Source organism: Streptomyces sp. NBC_00503 (assembly GCF_036346895.1).
Lineage (GTDB): Bacteria > Actinomycetota > Actinomycetes > Streptomycetales > Streptomycetaceae > Streptomyces.
The window spans coordinates 8,029,969-8,046,128 of record NZ_CP107855.1 but is presented as its reverse complement, the minus strand read 5'-3'; the positions used below and the strand labels follow the sequence as shown (position 1 = coordinate 8,046,128).

General features: G+C 66.5%; 19 protein-coding genes and 4 pseudogenes. 13 read left to right on the top strand and 10 right to left on the bottom strand.

The features are described 5' to 3' along the window. Window positions 1–5: 5 nt before the first annotated feature. The 5 genes and pseudogenes from OG490_RS36775 (at window position 6) to OG490_RS36755 (ending at window position 3,478) form a co-directional block, all read left to right on the top strand. Complete coding sequence (locus OG490_RS36775; RefSeq protein ID WP_330300609.1) at window positions 6–1,127, top strand: adenosylhomocysteinase; 1,122 nt, start codon at window positions 6–8, stop codon at window positions 1,125–1,127. 6 nt (window positions 1,128–1,133) lie between these two features. Beyond that, entirely contained in the window at window positions 1,134–1,319 is a 186-nt protein-coding gene (locus OG490_RS36770) for a hypothetical protein (protein ID WP_330300608.1), read from the top strand. Between the two features lie 34 nt (window positions 1,320–1,353). Further along, window positions 1,354–2,169, top strand: coding sequence for a 3-deoxy-manno-octulosonate cytidylyltransferase (locus OG490_RS36765; protein ID WP_330300607.1), 816 nt, complete (start codon window positions 1,354–1,356; stop codon window positions 2,167–2,169). Window positions 2,170–2,388: 219 nt separating this feature from the next. After that, window positions 2,389–2,676, top strand: a pseudogene (locus tag OG490_RS36760) (hypothetical protein); the annotation flags it as partial. Between the two features lie 214 nt (window positions 2,677–2,890). Beyond that, window positions 2,891–3,478 (top strand): pentapeptide repeat-containing protein, encoded by a 588-nt coding sequence (locus OG490_RS36755; RefSeq protein WP_330300606.1) that lies wholly within the window; start codon window positions 2,891–2,893, stop codon window positions 3,476–3,478. Between the two features lie 102 nt (window positions 3,479–3,580). Here the strand turns inward: OG490_RS36755 and OG490_RS36750 are convergent, their stop codons facing one another. From OG490_RS36750 to OG490_RS36740, 3 genes are all read right to left on the bottom strand, one after another. Next, window positions 3,581–3,874 (bottom strand): transposase, encoded by a 294-nt coding sequence (locus OG490_RS36750; RefSeq protein ID WP_330300605.1) that lies wholly within the window; start codon window positions 3,872–3,874, stop codon window positions 3,581–3,583. 63 nt (window positions 3,875–3,937) lie between these two features. Further along, the gene (locus OG490_RS36745) at window positions 3,938–4,465 is read right to left on the bottom strand and encodes an acyl-CoA thioesterase (protein WP_330300604.1); all 528 of its coding nucleotides are present in this window, start codon (window positions 4,463–4,465) and stop codon (window positions 3,938–3,940) included. Window positions 4,466–4,484: 19 nt separating this feature from the next. Next, a complete protein-coding gene (locus tag OG490_RS36740; RefSeq protein WP_330300603.1) occupies window positions 4,485–5,780 on the bottom strand; it encodes an MmyB family transcriptional regulator in 1,296 nt (431 codons plus the stop codon). 1,224 nt (window positions 5,781–7,004) lie between these two features. Between OG490_RS36740 and OG490_RS39325 the strand changes: the two genes are divergently transcribed. From OG490_RS39325 to OG490_RS36720, 5 genes and pseudogenes are all read left to right on the top strand, one after another. Beyond that, the gene (locus tag OG490_RS39325; protein WP_443065920.1) at window positions 7,005–7,313 is read left to right on the top strand and encodes a transposase; all 309 of its coding nucleotides are present in this window, start codon (window positions 7,005–7,007) and stop codon (window positions 7,311–7,313) included. A gap of 308 nt (window positions 7,314–7,621) precedes the next feature. Next, window positions 7,622–7,879: pseudogene (locus OG490_RS39320) on the top strand (DDE-type integrase/transposase/recombinase); the annotation flags it as partial. A 70-nt stretch (window positions 7,880–7,949) separates the two neighbouring features. Next, window positions 7,950–9,368, top strand: a complete 1,419-nt coding sequence (locus tag OG490_RS36730) for an IS30 family transposase (protein ID WP_443066010.1) — start codon at window positions 7,950–7,952, stop codon at window positions 9,366–9,368. 4 nt (window positions 9,369–9,372) lie between these two features. Next, window positions 9,373–9,666, top strand: a pseudogene (locus OG490_RS36725) (integrase core domain-containing protein); the annotation flags it as partial. A 119-nt stretch (window positions 9,667–9,785) separates the two neighbouring features. Next, window positions 9,786–10,148, top strand: coding sequence for a hypothetical protein (locus OG490_RS36720; protein ID WP_330300602.1), 363 nt, complete (start codon window positions 9,786–9,788; stop codon window positions 10,146–10,148). 268 nt (window positions 10,149–10,416) lie between these two features. Here OG490_RS36720 and OG490_RS36715 read toward each other — a convergent pair whose 3' ends face one another. After that, the gene (locus tag OG490_RS36715) at window positions 10,417–10,644 is read right to left on the bottom strand and encodes a hypothetical protein (RefSeq protein WP_330300601.1); all 228 of its coding nucleotides are present in this window, start codon (window positions 10,642–10,644) and stop codon (window positions 10,417–10,419) included. 218 nt (window positions 10,645–10,862) lie between these two features. Between OG490_RS36715 and OG490_RS36710 the strand changes: the two genes are divergently transcribed. Beyond that, complete coding sequence (locus tag OG490_RS36710; protein WP_330300600.1) at window positions 10,863–11,162, top strand: hypothetical protein; 300 nt, start codon at window positions 10,863–10,865, stop codon at window positions 11,160–11,162. A gap of 698 nt (window positions 11,163–11,860) precedes the next feature. Further along, a complete protein-coding gene (locus OG490_RS36705; protein WP_330301208.1) occupies window positions 11,861–12,106 on the top strand; it encodes a hypothetical protein in 246 nt (81 codons plus the stop codon). 239 nt (window positions 12,107–12,345) lie between these two features. On the opposite strand, the gene OG490_RS36700 is transcribed toward OG490_RS36705, so the two are convergent. The 6 genes and pseudogenes from OG490_RS36700 to OG490_RS36675 all read right to left on the bottom strand — a co-directional run bounded on the left by OG490_RS36700 (window position 12,346) and on the right by OG490_RS36675 (window position 15,777). Further along, window positions 12,346–12,675, bottom strand: coding sequence for a hypothetical protein (locus OG490_RS36700; RefSeq protein WP_330300599.1), 330 nt, complete (start codon window positions 12,673–12,675; stop codon window positions 12,346–12,348). 131 nt (window positions 12,676–12,806) lie between these two features. After that, entirely contained in the window at window positions 12,807–13,229 is a 423-nt protein-coding gene (locus tag OG490_RS36695) for a nuclear transport factor 2 family protein (RefSeq protein WP_330300598.1), read from the bottom strand. A gap of 104 nt (window positions 13,230–13,333) precedes the next feature. Next, window positions 13,334–13,546: pseudogene (locus tag OG490_RS36690) on the bottom strand (aquaporin); the annotation flags it as partial. A 41-nt stretch (window positions 13,547–13,587) separates the two neighbouring features. Then, on the bottom strand, window positions 13,588–14,397 hold the full coding sequence (locus OG490_RS36685; protein ID WP_330300597.1) for an MBL fold metallo-hydrolase: 810 nt from the start codon (window positions 14,395–14,397) through the stop codon (window positions 13,588–13,590). 123 nt (window positions 14,398–14,520) lie between these two features. After that, entirely contained in the window at window positions 14,521–15,165 is a 645-nt protein-coding gene (locus OG490_RS36680) for a DsbA family protein (protein ID WP_330300596.1), read from the bottom strand. A gap of 117 nt (window positions 15,166–15,282) precedes the next feature. Then, window positions 15,283–15,777 (bottom strand): MarR family winged helix-turn-helix transcriptional regulator, encoded by a 495-nt coding sequence (locus OG490_RS36675; RefSeq protein ID WP_330300595.1) that lies wholly within the window; start codon window positions 15,775–15,777, stop codon window positions 15,283–15,285. 134 nt (window positions 15,778–15,911) lie between these two features. Between OG490_RS36675 and OG490_RS36670 the strand changes: the two genes are divergently transcribed. After that, window positions 15,912–16,106: a hypothetical protein gene (locus OG490_RS36670; RefSeq protein ID WP_330300594.1), complete on the top strand. Its 195-nt coding sequence runs from the start codon at window positions 15,912–15,914 to the stop codon at window positions 16,104–16,106. Window positions 16,107–16,160: the final 54 nt, after the last annotated feature.

Here is a 16,160-nt window from a genome sequence, read left to right as displayed (position 1 = left end):
ACGCAATGGAGAGTCCCGAACGCGCGAGGCTGGACGCCTTCTTCCGGCAGATCACCTCACACTTCCCCGCCGGCGACGCGATCACAACCCTGGTCATCACGCATCTGCTCCCCGAGCGCCCGGCGTTCCTTCGCGCCATGACCGCGGTGTCCACGGTCGGCGCCGTGCTGCCCAAGCCCCGGTCGATCCACCAGGCGACCCTCGAGGAGGTACGCCGCACCTTCATGGTCCACGACCTCACACGGGAACGGTTCACGGACGACACCCAGGCCTTGGACTACCTGGAGGAGACAGCTGGGGGCCGGGACGTCGTCCTGGTGGACATCGGCGGGTATTTCGCGGCGAGCCTCGACACCCTCGTGAGCAAGTTCTCCGGCCGCATCCTCGGCGTCGTCGAGGACACCGAGAACGGACACCAGCGGTATGCGGCGCTCGACTCCTTGGCATGCCCGCTCGTCTCCGTAGCCCGCTCCCCGCTCAAGGACTGCGAAGACCACCTCGTGGGCCGGTCGATCGTGTTCTCCACTGACGCGCTCGTCCGGGCCCGCGGGGACATCCTGACCAGCCGGAACGCCTGCGTCATCGGCTTCGGCAAGATCGGCCGAGCCATCGCACAAACCCTGCGGGCCCAAGACTTGCGCGTCACCGTGTACGACAGCGATCCGATCAAGCGAGTCCAGGCGCACTCCCTCGGCTTCCGCACCAGCGCGTCCACCGCCGAGGCCGTACGCGACGCGGAACTCGTCCTGTGCGCCACCGGCAACCTCGCCCTTCGACAGGCAGACTTCGCCTCCTTGCGCAATGGCGCGTACCTCGGATCAGTGACCTCGTCCGAGGACGAACTCGAACTCGGAAGCCTCCACGACCTCTACCAGCGCAGCCCCGTCAGCACTCAGCTGACGCGGTACGAGGTCACCGGTCACTACTTCTACGTCCTCGCTGACGGCGGCGCCGTCAACTTCGTGCATGGCGCTGCCGTCGGCGCGTACATCCACCTCGTGCAGGCCGAGATACTCGCCGCCACCGCCGCGTTGAGCCACGGCCGCTTCGAGCCCGGACTCCACGAGATGCCGGCGGCCGACCGCGACGTCATCGCCAGAACCTGGCTCCACCACTTCGAAAGGTGACTCCGGGTGCCGCCTTCCATCCACCACATCCGCTCTGTCGCTGGGGCGTACCTCGCCCGCCACTCTGACGAACACGGCTCGTTCTCCCTGCTGTTCGCCGCACTTGTCTCTCCAAACGACCCGACGAGCCTCAACACCTTCCCCGCCCACGTGCCGTGCAGCGCCATCGTCAAGCTCGCCTTGCTGCCCTGAACTCCCACCCCCATCCGACCACCAGGAGGACGCTGTGGCCGCCACCACATCCCTGCCGACCGGCACCCCACCGCGTAGGCACATCGCCGTCATCCCCTGCCGCTGGGGCGCTTCGCGCTTCCCCGGCAAGCCGTTGGCCCGCCTCGGAGGTATGCCACTGTTGTGGCACGTCCACCAACGCTGCCTGGAGGCCAAACGCCTCGACGGCGCCGTCGTGGCCACCGACGACGAACGCATCGAAGATGCGTGCCACCAACTGGGAATCGAATGCATCCGCACCGGTGAGCACCTCACGGGCACCGACCGCGTCGCGGAGGTCGCCGAGCGGATTCAGGCCGAGGCGTACATCAACGTCCAAGGAGACGAGCCCTTCATCTCGCCGGCCGCAATCGACTCGGTCTCTGAGGCTCTGTCGCACCTACCGCCGGGCGCCCTTGCCGTGAACGCGTACTCCGAGCTGGTCGACGTCAGCGCTGTCCTGGACCACAACGTCGTCAAGGTCGCCATCACGGCCTGTGGCGACGCCCTGATGTTCTCGCGCCAGCCCATCCCCTACCCGAAGAGCGAGCGACCGAGGTACCTCCGCCAGCTGGGCCTCTACGGTTTGACTGGCGCTGCCCTTCAACGCTTCCGGCAGCTCCCGCAGGGCCCTCTGGAGCGCGCCGAGGGAGTGGAGATGCTGCGCTTCGTCGAACACGGTCACGCCGTGCGGATGATCCCTGTCGTAGACGACGGTCTATCCGTGGACACCCCGGAGGACCTGGCGCGAGCCGAGGGCCACCTCGCCAGCGCCGGGTACGCAGAAACGATCCTCCGCGATGTCGCGGCGGGGCGGTCCGCTGGCTTCTGAAGGCGGCATCGGAGGAGGCCAGGGCAACGACACGACAGCATCTGTGCACGCCCCTTGCTCGAGCGCATCCGAGTGCCCCGCACCAGCCCGGGCCGGCCCCCCTGTCGGCCGGATCAGGTGATCGCCGACAAGGCCTACAGCCTCGCGGCTCCCACGCCTACCTGCACAGACTCGGCATAGGAGCCACCATCCCGGAGAAGGACGACCAGGCAAACCACCGTCACAACCGTGGCCGGCGAGGCGGTCGCCCACCATGACGCCGAAACCTACCGCCGCCGCAACACGGTCGAACGCTGCTTCAACCAGCTCAAAGGCTTCCGAGGCGTTGCCACACGCTACGAGAAAACCGCCACCTCCTACGAAGCAGCAGTCACCCTCACACCCCTCCCGATCTGGACAAGATCAATTCGAAGAGGGACCCTACCCCTCTCACCATTTGGACAGAAAAACAGTGGCCTTGAATCGGTTTTCGTCAACCAATTCTACTCTGACGTATTTCCTTTCTAAAATGCGCAGCAGTAGTCCCGGTGGGCCAGCTCCGCTACCCACCCCTCCTACCATCTACGGGGCGCGAGCCATTTATCACACATTCGCAGGATCGCGGCCGCGACCAAAAGAGTGCCTCCCATCCCTCAAAGGTGAGAGGGACCCTTACGGGGGGCAGGCTTGGAGTTGCTCACGTCATCCGACGGGAACCTCGCCCAATCGAAAGAAATTCAGGATGCGAACGAACATCACTGTCCGCCGTACCCTAATCGCCGCGCTCATCCTCTCCGGTTACGCGCTGACCGTCCCCGCGGCCTACGCCACCCCCACCCTCAGCGTGGCCGTCGCCTCTCAGCGGGCCGATGCAGACCAAGTCGCTCTGCTCAAGAGGAGCGTGTCGGAGTGGAATCAGTGGCGTACGGACAACCCCGGTGTCAAGCCCGACCTCACCGAGGCTGACCTCGCCGGAGCGAACCTCCTTGGGGCCAACCTCTCCGCCGCGGACCTCACCGACGCCACCCTTACCGACACGAACCTCACCGAGGCGAACCTCAGCGAGGCCAAGCTCACCGGCGTGAAGGCAACGGGCGCCCTCCTCTTCAGTGCCAACCTCGACAACGCCAACGCCAACGGCGCCAACCTTGAGGGCGCCAACCTCTCCAGCGCCAAGGCCCGTCACACGGTCTTCGCCAGCGCTGATCTCAGACGCGCCAATCTCGCCGAGGCCGACCTCGCCGAGGCCGACCTCACCGGCGCCAACCTCGAAGGCGCCAACCTCAACTGCATCAACCACCCCCAGTGCACGTCCACCCCTGCCGGGTGACCTAAGGCGGCCGCGGCACCGCGAGTGACGGGCGCCGGAAGAGCCCTCCCCGTGGTGAGCTGGGAGGGCCCTTCGTCGTACTGGTGGTGCTAGGGTCCGCCTTCAAATTGATCTAGCCCAGAGCAGGAGCGATGCGAGGGTGACCACAGCCTCGTACGAGGCGGCGGTCTTCTCGTAGCGGGTTGCAATGCCTCGGTAGCCTTCGAGCCGGTTGAAGCAGCGTTCGACTGTATTGCGGCAGCGGTAGATCTCGACGTCGAAGCCTGCCGGTCGACCACATCGCCGGCCTCGGTTCCGGCGATGCTTCCCTGCGCCAGCTACTCCCAATGGATCCCGGCATTCAGTACGAACAGAGTCCCGCAGAGGGCCTGCAGCCCGGCAATCACGGGCGGCCATCCGCCTGCTTCAGCACCGGATCCGGAAGCAACGGCTGGACGAGCGAAACAACCTGCACTCGCTCTATGACTCGTCCAGGAACCCACCGAGGACGGCGCGTTCGGCGTCATCGAATCGACGGACTCGTCCGGCAACCGAGTCGAAGCCGGCCATCTTGGAGGTCGCGGCAACATACAGGCCGCCACCGTCCTTGATTTCATAGGCGAGTTCGAATGAGACGCCCTTCAAGCTGGTGACCCAAGCCTCGATCAACACCGGCTCCTTGCTGTAGACAAGCGGCTTGGAGAACTTCATCCATTGCTCTGACAGGAAGAAGTTCTTACTGAGCCGCTGGGTGGGATCGCTGGGCACAAGCTCTTCGAACATGTTCATCCGCGCCTCTTCGAGATAGCGGGGGTAAACAGCGTTGTTGACGTGGTTGTTGGCGTCCATGTCCGACCATCGGATAGGACACAGGTAGGTGAAACGGGGCACGGCTCCTCCTGAAGGACTTGAGATTGTGGTCCGCCGACAACGACGGCAACGCTGCGACCAGCCAGCCGCATTCGACACGAGTCGAGCGGACGCTCGCGAGGACTCGTCGTGCGACATCGCCTGAGTCGCTCTCCTGCTAGACCAGTCCCGCGGCGTTCGGCGCACATACGCCCGCTCGGGTAGATCGAGTTCGCCTGCTCGAGGTCGCCCGAGGCCTCCTGAGGTCACCCTGTTGCTGCGAGCAGGCCATTGTGGTGCGCATCAGGGCATCGAGCTCAGTCGTGGTGTCCGGGTCCCCTGTGCATGGGAAGCGCGCCAGGACGGCCGACGCGTTGAACTCGGCCACGGCCCAGCTTCCGCTCTTCCGAGTCGCCCAGATCACGGAGGCATTCGAGGGTGAAAGGGTCAGCCGGACGTCGGGGCCAACGTGCCTACTAAGAGCAGGAAGGCGGACACCACCGTCGCCGGCAAAGGCGGCGGCTTCGTCCGGTGTACGACAGGAAGCGCTTCGCCGAGGGAGCTCGGCAGGCCGTTTCCACTCCCGGGTGAGATGCCGGACACCGCTCGACCTGTCGGCCCAAGCGTCGCGCACACCGCCCAGGGCGTCGATGCGCCGACTGTTCGACTCGTCTCCCTGCACCCAGGTGATGACGACGAGCCTGCACTCGGGCAGGCTTGCCGGAAACAGGACGTGGCTGACGACTTCTACGGTTTCACCGAGCGCAGGAACGTCCATATGGAAGACGTGGCCGTCGCGGTCGGCGCCAAGGTCATAATGAGTCTTCCAAATTCGTCCGACATCCGGATCGGCACAAACATCTGAAATGAGCCGCAGCAGGGCTTTGTCTCCACGGCGACTCGCCACAGCAAACTTCAACAGCCGAACATAGACCTCGGCATGCTTCTCCCAGTCCGAGTACTGAACGCGGGCCTCCGGCGAGAGCAGCGCCCACTTCATAAGGTTTGCGTCCGGCTCCGTTACCCACGGCCACCACTCCGCCATGGTGTGGTTGTAAGCCAGAATGGACCAGGTGCCGTCGCTCAGGTAGGCAGGGCTGGGCATCTGCTGGTCGATGAAGAGCTGTAGGGCCTTCTTGACTCGCGGATCAGGCCTGCGAGGTGCCGCCTCCGGCAAGGTCCCAAGGCTGTGGAGCATGAGGGCTCGACGTTCATCCCGGCTAAGCATCAACAGCTCGGCGAGAGCCTCACACTGGTCGCCGTCGAGCTTGAGGACAGTCGCGCCCCGCTCTATGGCGCCATACGAGCGCACGGACCGCTTGATAGCCGCCGCAGCTTCCTGCTGCGTGATCGTCCGCCCTCGACGCGCGCCGGCGGCTGCGCGCCACGCCTTGAGCAAGCCGGCGAACCCCATCACCTGACCAGGCGTCGGATCCGGATCGCCTGGCGGGATTGGATCGACCTCTCGTCGCATCGCAGCGGGACCTCATTCGGGTAGCGGGAAATATCCGGCAACTCTCACAGCTACCGGATGCGCGGCTTTAGCGACAGGCCGTCGCCCCCGAGGCCACGCCTTTTCACGATACGCCTGCACCGTCACCCCAAAGCCCACCGCTCCCCTACGCCAGAATAAATACGACCATAAGGATGACACGCCAGATCCGAATCCAAGGACCTTGGGCCCAAACACCCCAGACCAAATACCCCTGAAATGCCCCCTGCCTTCAGCGCAGATTCCAGCGACAGACAATCCCGAAAGAGCCTCTCCTCTACCCTGAAGAGCCGCGGCTTTCCGCTTCAACGCTGGCGACCACCCACCCCGGGAACCAGGGGCGCGAAGCCACCCACTGCTTCGACAACTGGAGGGGCAAACGCGAGGGGACCCCAATCAGCCCCCCTCGCCGCACCCAGACCCCTGCACACCTAACTTCAGGGTCAAGATCAATTCCCCCTGTGATCAAAGACACTTCACCGCAAGGCGCCACTGCAAGGCGACCTCCCCGGGGCAGACGGTGCGTACAAGAACGAATCGGACATGAAAATCGGCAACTGATTTCCGATCTGGAAATCGGCAACAAATTGCCGGTTTTCGGCACGCTCGGTTCATCCCACGCCCAAGGCCAGGCGTCCGGATCACAGGAGGCCGCCATCTCCCCACCAGCGAAGAAGAGTTGAGGGCATCCCGCGACCACCCCCACACGAAAGCACGTAGCGAGCCGCACCCAGGATAGGGTGATTTGTCACAGATTGACGAGTCCGCCCAGTCGGGTTTGAATCCCTGCGACCGACCAATCCAAGATCCGCGTATCGATAGTCACCGTGGGGGAACCGTGATCAGGAACGTCTCACGCAATCGAATCAGGCACGCCAGGCCAATAGCGCCACTACACATCGACAGGGCACAGCCTCACCAGCGTCCCGCTGGCGCCTGGTTTTTATTTCATTAGCTAAGTCTGGATCTTGCCGCACCATCCGCATATGTTCGTCGTCGCCCCCGGGGCAAGCCGCCCGCACAAGGCGAAGGACGAGGAGTTGTACGCGGGTAGTGAGATCGCCGGAACGAAACCGGACCAGAAACAGCGTCGGCGTCTGGGAGAGCGAACTCCCAGACGCCGCACACCGAATGGACGGGTCTGCCGCACGATCGGGTGACATCTGATCTGGCTTGCCCTGTGGGGTAGGTGGGAAGGATGTCGCTGTGCCCAAGCCTTATCCGGAAGAGTTCCGTCAGGATGTCGTGCGGGTCGCGAGGAACCGCGGCCCGGGCGTGACGGTCGAGCAAGTGGCCGCCGACTTCGGAGTCCATGCGATGACGCTGTGGAAGTGGATGCGCCGGGCGGACATCGACGACGGGGCCAAGCCCGGAACAACCAGCCAGGAGAGCGCGGAGCTGCGCGAAGCGCGTCGGCGCATCAAGCTGCTGGAGCAGGAGAACGAGGTCTTGCGCCGGGCCGCGGCCTACCTGTCCCAGGCGAACCTTCCGGGAAAAGGATCTACCCGCTCGTGAAAGAGCTGGCCGTGGACGGGGTGCCCGTCACGGTGACGTGCCGGGTCCTCAAGCTCGCCAGAGCGCCCTACTACCGGTGGCTGGAGCGGCCGGTGACCGATGCCGAGGTCGAGCGGGCCGCTCGCGCGAACGCGTTGTTCGACGCCCACCGTGAGGACCCGGAGTTCGGCTACCGCTTCCTGGCCGACGAGGCCCGCCGCGCGGGATCCGGCATGGCCGACCGGACCGCGTGGCGGATCTGCCGGGACAACCGCTGGTGGAGCGTGTTCGGCAAGAAGCGTGGCAGGAACAAGAAGGCCGGCCCACCGGTGCACGACGATCTCGTTCGCCGCGACTTCACCGCGACCGGCCCGAACCGGCTGTGGCTCACCGACATCACCGAACACACCACCGGCGAGGGGAAGCTGTATCTCTGCGCGATCAAGGACGTCTTCAGCAAGCGGATCGTGGGCTACTCCATCGACACGCGCATGAAGTCCCGCCTGGCCGTCGCCGCCCTGGACAACGCCGTGGCCCGGCGTGAACACGTCGCCGGATGCATCCTGCACAGCGACCGCGGATCGCAGGGCGGATTCAATTGGTCGTCGCAACACCCTGATCTCGGAGGTGTGCGGCGTGGCTACGGTGGACTGGAGTTTGAAGACCAGCGATGTTCCGGAGGGGAGGCGTCGACAGTGGCGTGCTGACCGTGCGTTGCGGCCGGCGATGCGTTCACCGGGGCGGCCTGATCCGTCTCGGGTCGTGCAGCGCCAGTTTTGGCGGCTGATCGCCACGGGGGTCACGACGGTGGAGGCGTCGTTGGCGGTCGGCGTGTCGTGGCCGGTGGGTGCGAGGTGGTTTCGTCACGCTGGCGGCATGCCTCCGATCTCGTTGGCCGAGCCCTCGGGCCGCTACCTGACGTTCGAGGAGCGCGAGGAGATCGCGATCCTCAGGGCGACGGACAAGGGCGTGCGCGAGATCGCCCGCGCTCTGGGGCGTGACCCGGGGACGATCTCTCGGGAACTGCGCCGCAACGCCGCCACGCGCGCCGGCAAGCAGGAGTACCGCGCGACGGTCGCGCAGTGGAAGGCCCAGCAGGCGGCCAAACGTCCGAAGAGCGCGAAGCTCCTGGGCAACGACCCGTTGCGTGAGTACGTGCAGGAGCGGCTGGCCGGGAACGTCCGCCGGCCTGACGGGACAGTCGTCGCGGGGCCGCAGGCACCTGAGTGGAAAGGGCTGAACAAGCCGCACCGGCAGGACAGACGATGGGCGATGGCATGGAGCCCGGAACAGATCTCGCACCGGCTCCCTGTCGACTTCCCCGAGGATGAGTCCATGCGTATCAGTCATGAGGCGATCTACCAGGCACTGTTCATCGAGGGCCGTGGCGCGCTCAAGCGGGAACTGGTCACGTGCCTGCGCACTGGCCGGGCGCTGCGGGCTCCCCGAGCGCGGTCGCAGAACAAGCCGCAGGGGCATGTCACCGCGGACGTCGTCCTCAGCGAACGCCCCGCCGAGGCCGGGGACCGTGCGGCCCCGGGACACTGGGAGGGCGACTTGATCATCGGGACGGGCCGCTCCGCGATCGGCACGCTCGTCGAGCGCAGCAGCCGCTCCACGCTCCTGGTGCACCTGCCCCGGCTCGAGGGCTGGGGCGAGAATCCGCCCGTGAAGAGCGGCCCCTCGCTCGGGGGCTACGGCGCGATCGCGATGAACACGGCACTCACCACGTCGATGACGCAGTTGCCCGAGCAGCTGCGCAAGACCCTCACCTGGGACCGGGGGAAGGAACTCTCCGGTCATGCCCAGTTCGCTCTCGACACCGGGACGAAAGTGTTCTTCGCCGATCCGCACTCGCCCTGGCAGCGACCGACGAACGAGAACACGAACGGGCTACTGCGCCAGTACTTCCCCAAGGGAACCGACCTGGCCAGATGGTCTGCCGAGGACCTCGAGGCCGTCGCCCTGGCGATCAACAATCGACCCCGCAAAGTTCTCGGCTGGAAGACTCCCGCCGAGGTCTTCGGTGAGCAGCTACTCTCGATCCAAGAAGCCGGTGTTGCAACGACTGGTTGAACTCGCCCAGTTCCGGTCCCGGAAATTCGTCCGGGCGCTCGACCGGCACCGCATGGCCGGATCGATAGGGAGGGTCGGGGCGGCCGGCGACAACGCGGCCATGGAGTCCTTCTTCAGCCTGCTGCAGAAGAACGTCCTCGACCGCCGGACGTGGACCACCCACCAGGAACTGCGGATCGCGATCGTCACCTGGATCGAGAGGACCTACCACCGCCGCCGCAGACAAGCCGCACTCGGCCGGCTGACCCCCGTCGAATTCGAGACCGTCATGACGACACCGGCCCTCCAGGCCGCGTAACCGAACCTGTCACCCAAACCTGCATCAGACCCCTCGCCCACTTTCGTAAACACTTCGGCCACCCCGAAGAGGCAATGCAGCTTCTTCTCCAAGCCGCTTATGCAGGCAGCACCCACGCCATGTTGGAACTCCTCGATCATTACCATGGATCAGGTGAGCAGGCCAAGGTTGACGAACTCCTAGCCGCGTTTTCCGAGTCCAGCGATCTCTTCACGCTGATCGAACTGGCGATATTCTGTCAGGAGGCTAGCGAGCTTACCGCGGCCGATTCACTTCTGACCAAGGTATGCGCAAGCGACGATGCATACGCCCTGCTGAAAGCTAGTTCGTTGAGGATGGAAGGGGGAGACGAGGAGCTCTCCGAACAACTTTTGCGGCGTGCCGCAGACATCGGCGATTGGGGTGACGAAATACCGGACGAGTTCGCTGCAATGTGGCCGTTCGGCCTCGATGCTGACGGAACTCCGACTCCTCCCTGGTGAGATCGAAGCGTGGCTGACTCCGATCGTTCCACAGGTAGGGGGCTCGCCCGTGTCCGGGAGTCCCACCCGCCCCAACATGCAATGCTCTGGTCAACGAATGCCGTTGGCAGCTGGCGTGGCAGACTGCTCGGCGCTCCTATCTGAGCGCAGGCAGGATCGGTGCCAGGTCAAGCTCCCTGGCGACGGCCCGCAGAAACTGCTTTCGCGGCTTGCCATTCGCCATCTCGTCGAAGGCACGGCCGGCCCAAGAGCACGCACATGGTTGCGGTCACCGCCACCGCGGAAGCAGGCGATCTCGAGTGCTGCGAAGGCTGACCGGTTCGGTGGACGGTTCGATGAAGGCGAATGCGCCAACTGTGCTGGGATGCGCGTAGCCGCACAGGTACCTATAGACAGAGTAGAGCTCGCTCTTGGGGTCGATCTCGTCGCACTGGGCCTGAATCCTGCGGAAGATCTCGCCCTCGTCGGTCTTGCCGAAGGTCTGATTCTTGGTCACGTCTAAGAGATCCTGGGGTGGGGAGAATGCCTTCTCCAGGTCTACGGCTGAGGCCCGGTTCGCCCTGTCGCCCTCGGCAAAGACCCCCAGTGCTCCGGCATCACCCTTCTGAGACAGCCAGTGGATGGCCGAGCCGGTGGTCGTGGCCTACGACGGACGCGATGGTATCGATCTGCCGTGACCGGCGCAGTACCTCCTCTGGGCCCAATATCCAGGCGGTGGCCGCCGAGGCCGGCCCCAGCCGACACCGCCTGACGGCAGTCCCTCGGCTCTTCACCCTCCTCGACGGTCTCTCGCGCCGCTCCCTGCGAGTGATCGGCGACACCGAATGGCACGACTCGCCCGCCGTGTACCAAGAAGCCATCGACAACGTCCCCAAGGCCGCGTTCTCGCCCGACGCCCACTGCTGGTGGAGCACCCAAGCAGCCGGGCGTCTCCCCCACCTCCTGTCCATGGCACGCGCAGACGCCGCCTCCGCACAACAGCATGCACAGCGCGCCCAGGCACCTTGGCGGTAAGACGACCACCGCCTCGGGCCCAGCTGACGAGCTGCCGGGGGCATGCGGGACATGGATCACTCCCAGAACTTCCCATCCCACGCCAGCTCCTCCGCCTGGGGACCACCAGGACCAAGATCCGGACCATTTCCGGACCAGCCCTCACCAGAAGGCCGCGCCAACTATTGTTTTGCCTGGTCAGCATGGGTGCAACTGCTGTACTACCAGCAGACGAAGAATCTGCTGGCACCCAGAGTCCGAGTCCAGCGGGAGTCCGGCCATCGCTGTGTCCCAGCCCACTGCCCACGGCCTTTCGGGGTGGGTCGTGCACTCGAATTCGGTCACCGCGGCGTGCCGGTCAACGCCCCGTGCGAAACGGGCCCGAGGGGCGGAACTCAGCCTGATTCTCAGCGCTTCCGCTTTGCCCCGCCTCGACCGCAATCAGGTCGCGCTCAACGCAGCGTAACCAGCACCGAACCAGCACGGGACGGGTCGCGAGGGGTGCTGACGTGGGCTTTCAGGTCAGCACCAAACCAGCACGGGAGTCAGCACCGCCTACCCAAAAGAGCCCTAACTCTGCAATTCCGACAGGGCCTCATAGCCTCGTTCCGGAGGGGTTTCGGGGCAGGCGTTCAGGTCATATGGTGTGCGGGCACATCAGTCGTGGCCCGATTGTGATGGCGGGCCACATATGCGGTTGACCTGGGGACTTCTACGTTGTGGCCACGCCCGACGTCCCCGCAGACACCCTGGAAGTGGTGCACATGACCTCCACCGGTACCGACCCCAAGGCTCCATCCGGAATCAGACGGATCGTTGCCGCCAGCCTGATCGGGACCACCATCGAGTGGTACGACAACTCATCCGATCAGAGCTACCACCTGCAGCTTCTCTGCGTACAGCCGCTGGCGCTCCGCGGCAAGGGGTCAGAGCGCCCTGAGCTGTCGCAAGTGTCGTCCCAGTGAGCAACGCCAGTCGCGAGGCTTCAGCAACTCGCCATACACCGCACCGTGCCCACGGAGTCAGCAACAGAGCAGACGCCCTCGGCCGGCGACCCGCTGCGAGCTCGCATGCTGACGCTCTCGGCCACCCCTTGTCACGGTAAACGGGGCCCCGAGCCGCCCAGGAAGCCGGTCAGGCACGAAGGGTTGGTTTTGGGGAGCATCCGGCGCCGCCGCGGTGCGGATGGCATCGGCGTATGCGCTTACGGGGTGTGACGAGAGCGGTCGCGTCGGGGCAAGAGGAAGGCGGCCAGGAAGGCCACCACAAGGAGTCCGGTTCCGCTCCACAGGGTGATCGTCATGGTCGTGGTGTAGCCGGGCAGGGCGGCACCGCGGTGGCCGAGGGCGGAGAGGAAGACCGTGCCCAGTACGGCGGTGCCCAGTGCGCTGCCGAGCTGCTGGACGGCGGTCAGGGTGCCGGAGCCGGTCTCGTTGGGGTCGACGGCGGAGAGAACCGTGTCGAAGAACGGGCCCATCGCCAGACCAATGCGCGACCTGGCCGACCAGCGGTTCCGGCGCGCGGACGCGCCCATGCCCGATGGGGACAAGCCTGCTGGGGCTACGTGCCGCTCGAGACCATCGCCGGTATCCGCCGGGGATGCGGAACGTGCCACAGGTGGGTGCTGCGGCGGCGCAGCACCGGTGAGGAACTGGGCCGGTGCGCTTAGGCGCCGGGGTGCATGGCGTCGCGGACCAGGGCGGTGTCGACGAACTGCTCGAAGCGGACGATCTTTCCGCCGCGTACGACGAAGTGGTGGGCGACGCGCACGTCGAGCGGTTTGTTGGTGGTTTTGTTGGTGGCGGTGTAGCGGGCGAGGACGACGACGTTCTCGCCGTCGACTACGTAGGTGTCGTCGTGGGCGGCCCAGCCGTCCCAGGACTTGCCGAGCTGTTCCATGACGGCGGAGGTGACGCCGGTGGGGGTGCGGTAGGTGCCGGCCAGGGGGAAGCCGGCCATCTCGGTCCACTCCACGTCGTCGGCCAGGGTGGCCCGCAGGGCCTCGAGGTCGCCGTTGGCGGAGGCGACGTACTGGCGGCGCACCACGTCGGCGGGGGCCGCGGAGGCGTGGAAGTCGGTGGTCTCCATGGGTTACGGCCTTTCTCAGATGGGTGCTGGTGGGGGCACAGGCGGTAGGCGGGTACGCGCCTGGCTCCTGCGTAGCGTTGAAGCAACTGGTGGATGCCCGCGCCGAGGGCGGCGCCGAGGACCGGCGCCATCAGGTACACGGCGAGGTAGCCGTAGGTCCCCAGCAACGCGGGGCCGAACTGGCGGGCCGGGTTCGTCACGCCGCCGCTGCGCGGTCCGAGCACTGCGATGATCAGTGTCGTGGCGACGGCGAGGCAGAGCGGGGAGTCGGGGGCGGGCGGTGGTGCTCGTGGGTTCTCGTTGAGCTCGGCGGGCACGGTCCGGCCGGTGTCCCCGGCCAGACCGTGGTCGGGGTGGGTCAGCCCCAGGTCATTTCACCCTTGGCGACCTTCGCGCCGAGCTGGGCCGCGATGAGCATGCCGGAGTTCGGGTAGCGGGCGACCAGCGCGTTGGTCAGGGCCTCGCCGCTGTCGGCCTTGTCCAGCTCGTCCTCGAAGGCGGTGAGGTAGTCCCGGGTGTAGGCGATCGGGCTCGAGTCGAGGGCGGCGGCGGTGGGCAGTCGGTGGCCGGGGACGGCGAAGGCGGGGTCGAGGACCGTCATCTCGTCCAGCAGCTCGATCCACACGGCGCGGTCCTGGGGCTTGCCGGTGTCGGCGACCCAGACGTGCTCGTTCTGGAAGAGCAGAACGCCGCCGACGACGGCCCGGTGTTCGGCCTGCCACAGGTAGTGGCGGTCGGGCAGCCCCGGGTGGCCGCCCTTGAGCTGGAAGACGTGGCCTTCGAAGGTGAGGTCGCCGGTCAGTTCGGCCATCTCGACCAGGCGGGTGGGGCGGTTGACGCCCACCGGTTCCCAGGCCTTGAGCTTGCCCTCGTACGCGGCCTTGATGTGCTCGATCACCAGCGGTGTCGCCAGGATCTCGGCATCGGGGAAGGCGTCGGCGATGACCTCGGCGCCCCAGTAGTAGTCGGGGTCGGCGTGGCTGATGAAGACCTTGGTCAGGGTCTTGCCGGAGTCGAGGATCTCGGCGGCCAGCCGGTGTCCGTCGGCGCGGGTGAATCCGGTGTCGATGAGGAACGCGCCCTGCTCACCGGTGATGAGGGTGGCGGTCTTGTTCTTCGAGCCGACGGGGAAGTCCAGGTCGATGACCTTGAAGTCGAGAGTGCTCATCATCATGTCCTTTGCCGGGATCAGCATGGGGGGTGGGGCGGGGTGGAGTGCTGGTCGTATGGGGTTCAGGTTCGCCCCACCGTGTCTGGACGGCACCGACCGTGCCGGTGTGTCGGCCGGGATTCAGCGGCCGGATACGGCCGACCGGGTGCGGGCGGCGCCGAACTGCTCCAGGAGGGTGTCGATCTTGTCGGGACCCGCGTGGCCGACGGCGAGGACCTTGGTGCGGTCGCCGTCCTGGGCCAGGAGGGTCGGATAGGCCTGCGCGCCCAGGGCTGCCGCCCGCCGGAAGTCGGCCTCGGCCGCGAGAGCGGCGGCCGGTGCGGTGAGCGCGGCGCCGACCTCCAGGGCGTCGAGGCCGGCTGCCGCGGCGATCCGGGTGAAGGTGTCGGGGTCGGACAGGCTCAGGCCGTCCTGGTAGAACGCGGCCTGCACGGCCATGGCCAGCTCCACCGCCCGCTCCGGGACCGCCCGTCGCAGCACCGCCATGCCCCGGGCGGCGTCCAGGGAATCCATGACGAACGAGCCGTCGGCGATCAGCCGCTCGTACCCGGCCCCGAATTCGACACCGGTCAGCTCGCTGATCTTGGCGTTGGCGCCCTGAACGTAGCCGAACTCGCGGATCGGCACGGCCCGCGACCCGGTGAACAAGCCGCCCGAAACGACCTCGACGGGCAGTCCGGGGTGACGCAGGGTGAGCTCGGCCAGGGTGGGGGCGAACCCGTAGGACCAGCCGCAGTAGGCGTCGAAGACGTAGACGAGTTTCATGGGAAGGCCTTTGCAGAGGGAGTCGCTCCGCGGCGGAGCGATATACCTGCTTGAACAGTATCTGTTGCGTCAGGTATTCCCATATGGCGAAAGGCCCCTCCCTCGGGACTTCCGCCCCTACCGCAGGCGGGGCAGGGCGTCCCGCGCCGAGTGGGACAGGATCCGCAGGCACTCCATGAACTGCTCCCGCGCCTCCTCGGGCAGCGGAGCCAGGAAATGGCGGCGGATGTTCTCCACGTGCAGACGGCTGGCCCGCACCACGAGGTCCTCGCCCCGCTCGGTGAGCCGCACCAGCTTGCCCCTGCGGTCCGCGGGGTCATCGGCGCGCACCACCAGGCCGGCCGCCTCCATCCTGTCCACCAAGCGGGTCATCCCGCCCGTGGTCAGGACCCGCTCCTGCGCGATGGCCCGCATCGACATGCCCGGACCGCCCGCCCTGCCCACGATCAGCAGCACCTCGTACATCAAGTGGCTGATCCCGAACTCCTTCTCGATGGCACCGCCGAGCAGGTACTCCAGCCGCCCCGCGGCCCCCTGCAGCCGTCCGAACGCGAGCACCAGCTCGTCGTTCGCCGCCTCCTGCGCCGAAGTGATCCCCGCGCCTTCGCCCACCCGCCACACCCTTCGCTCGTCAGATCCGGTCTCGACACGATCATCGCCCCTCCAGGCCGCCCGGCTCGCGGCGACGCCCTCCCTACTGGGCTCCGGAGAGAGCAGCGGCCGCACCCGCCGCCGCGGCCCGCCTGATGGCTGCCGCCGCCATCCCCGGCAGCGTCCTGACCTCCCGCGCGCCGATCGCCGCCGAAGCCGTCATCGGCCGAAGGCCCGACCTCCGGAACCGCGAAGGTGCCTGGGAGAGCGAAGGTGGGGCGCGCATATCCGACATCGGATCCCTCGCCAAGCTGCCGGTCGGGCCGCTGTCGGCCGGTGCCTGGTGGTGAGCGCTGCCATGCCTGGCCGTCGTGGAGGAAGGGGTGAGGATCCGCGCGCGGATC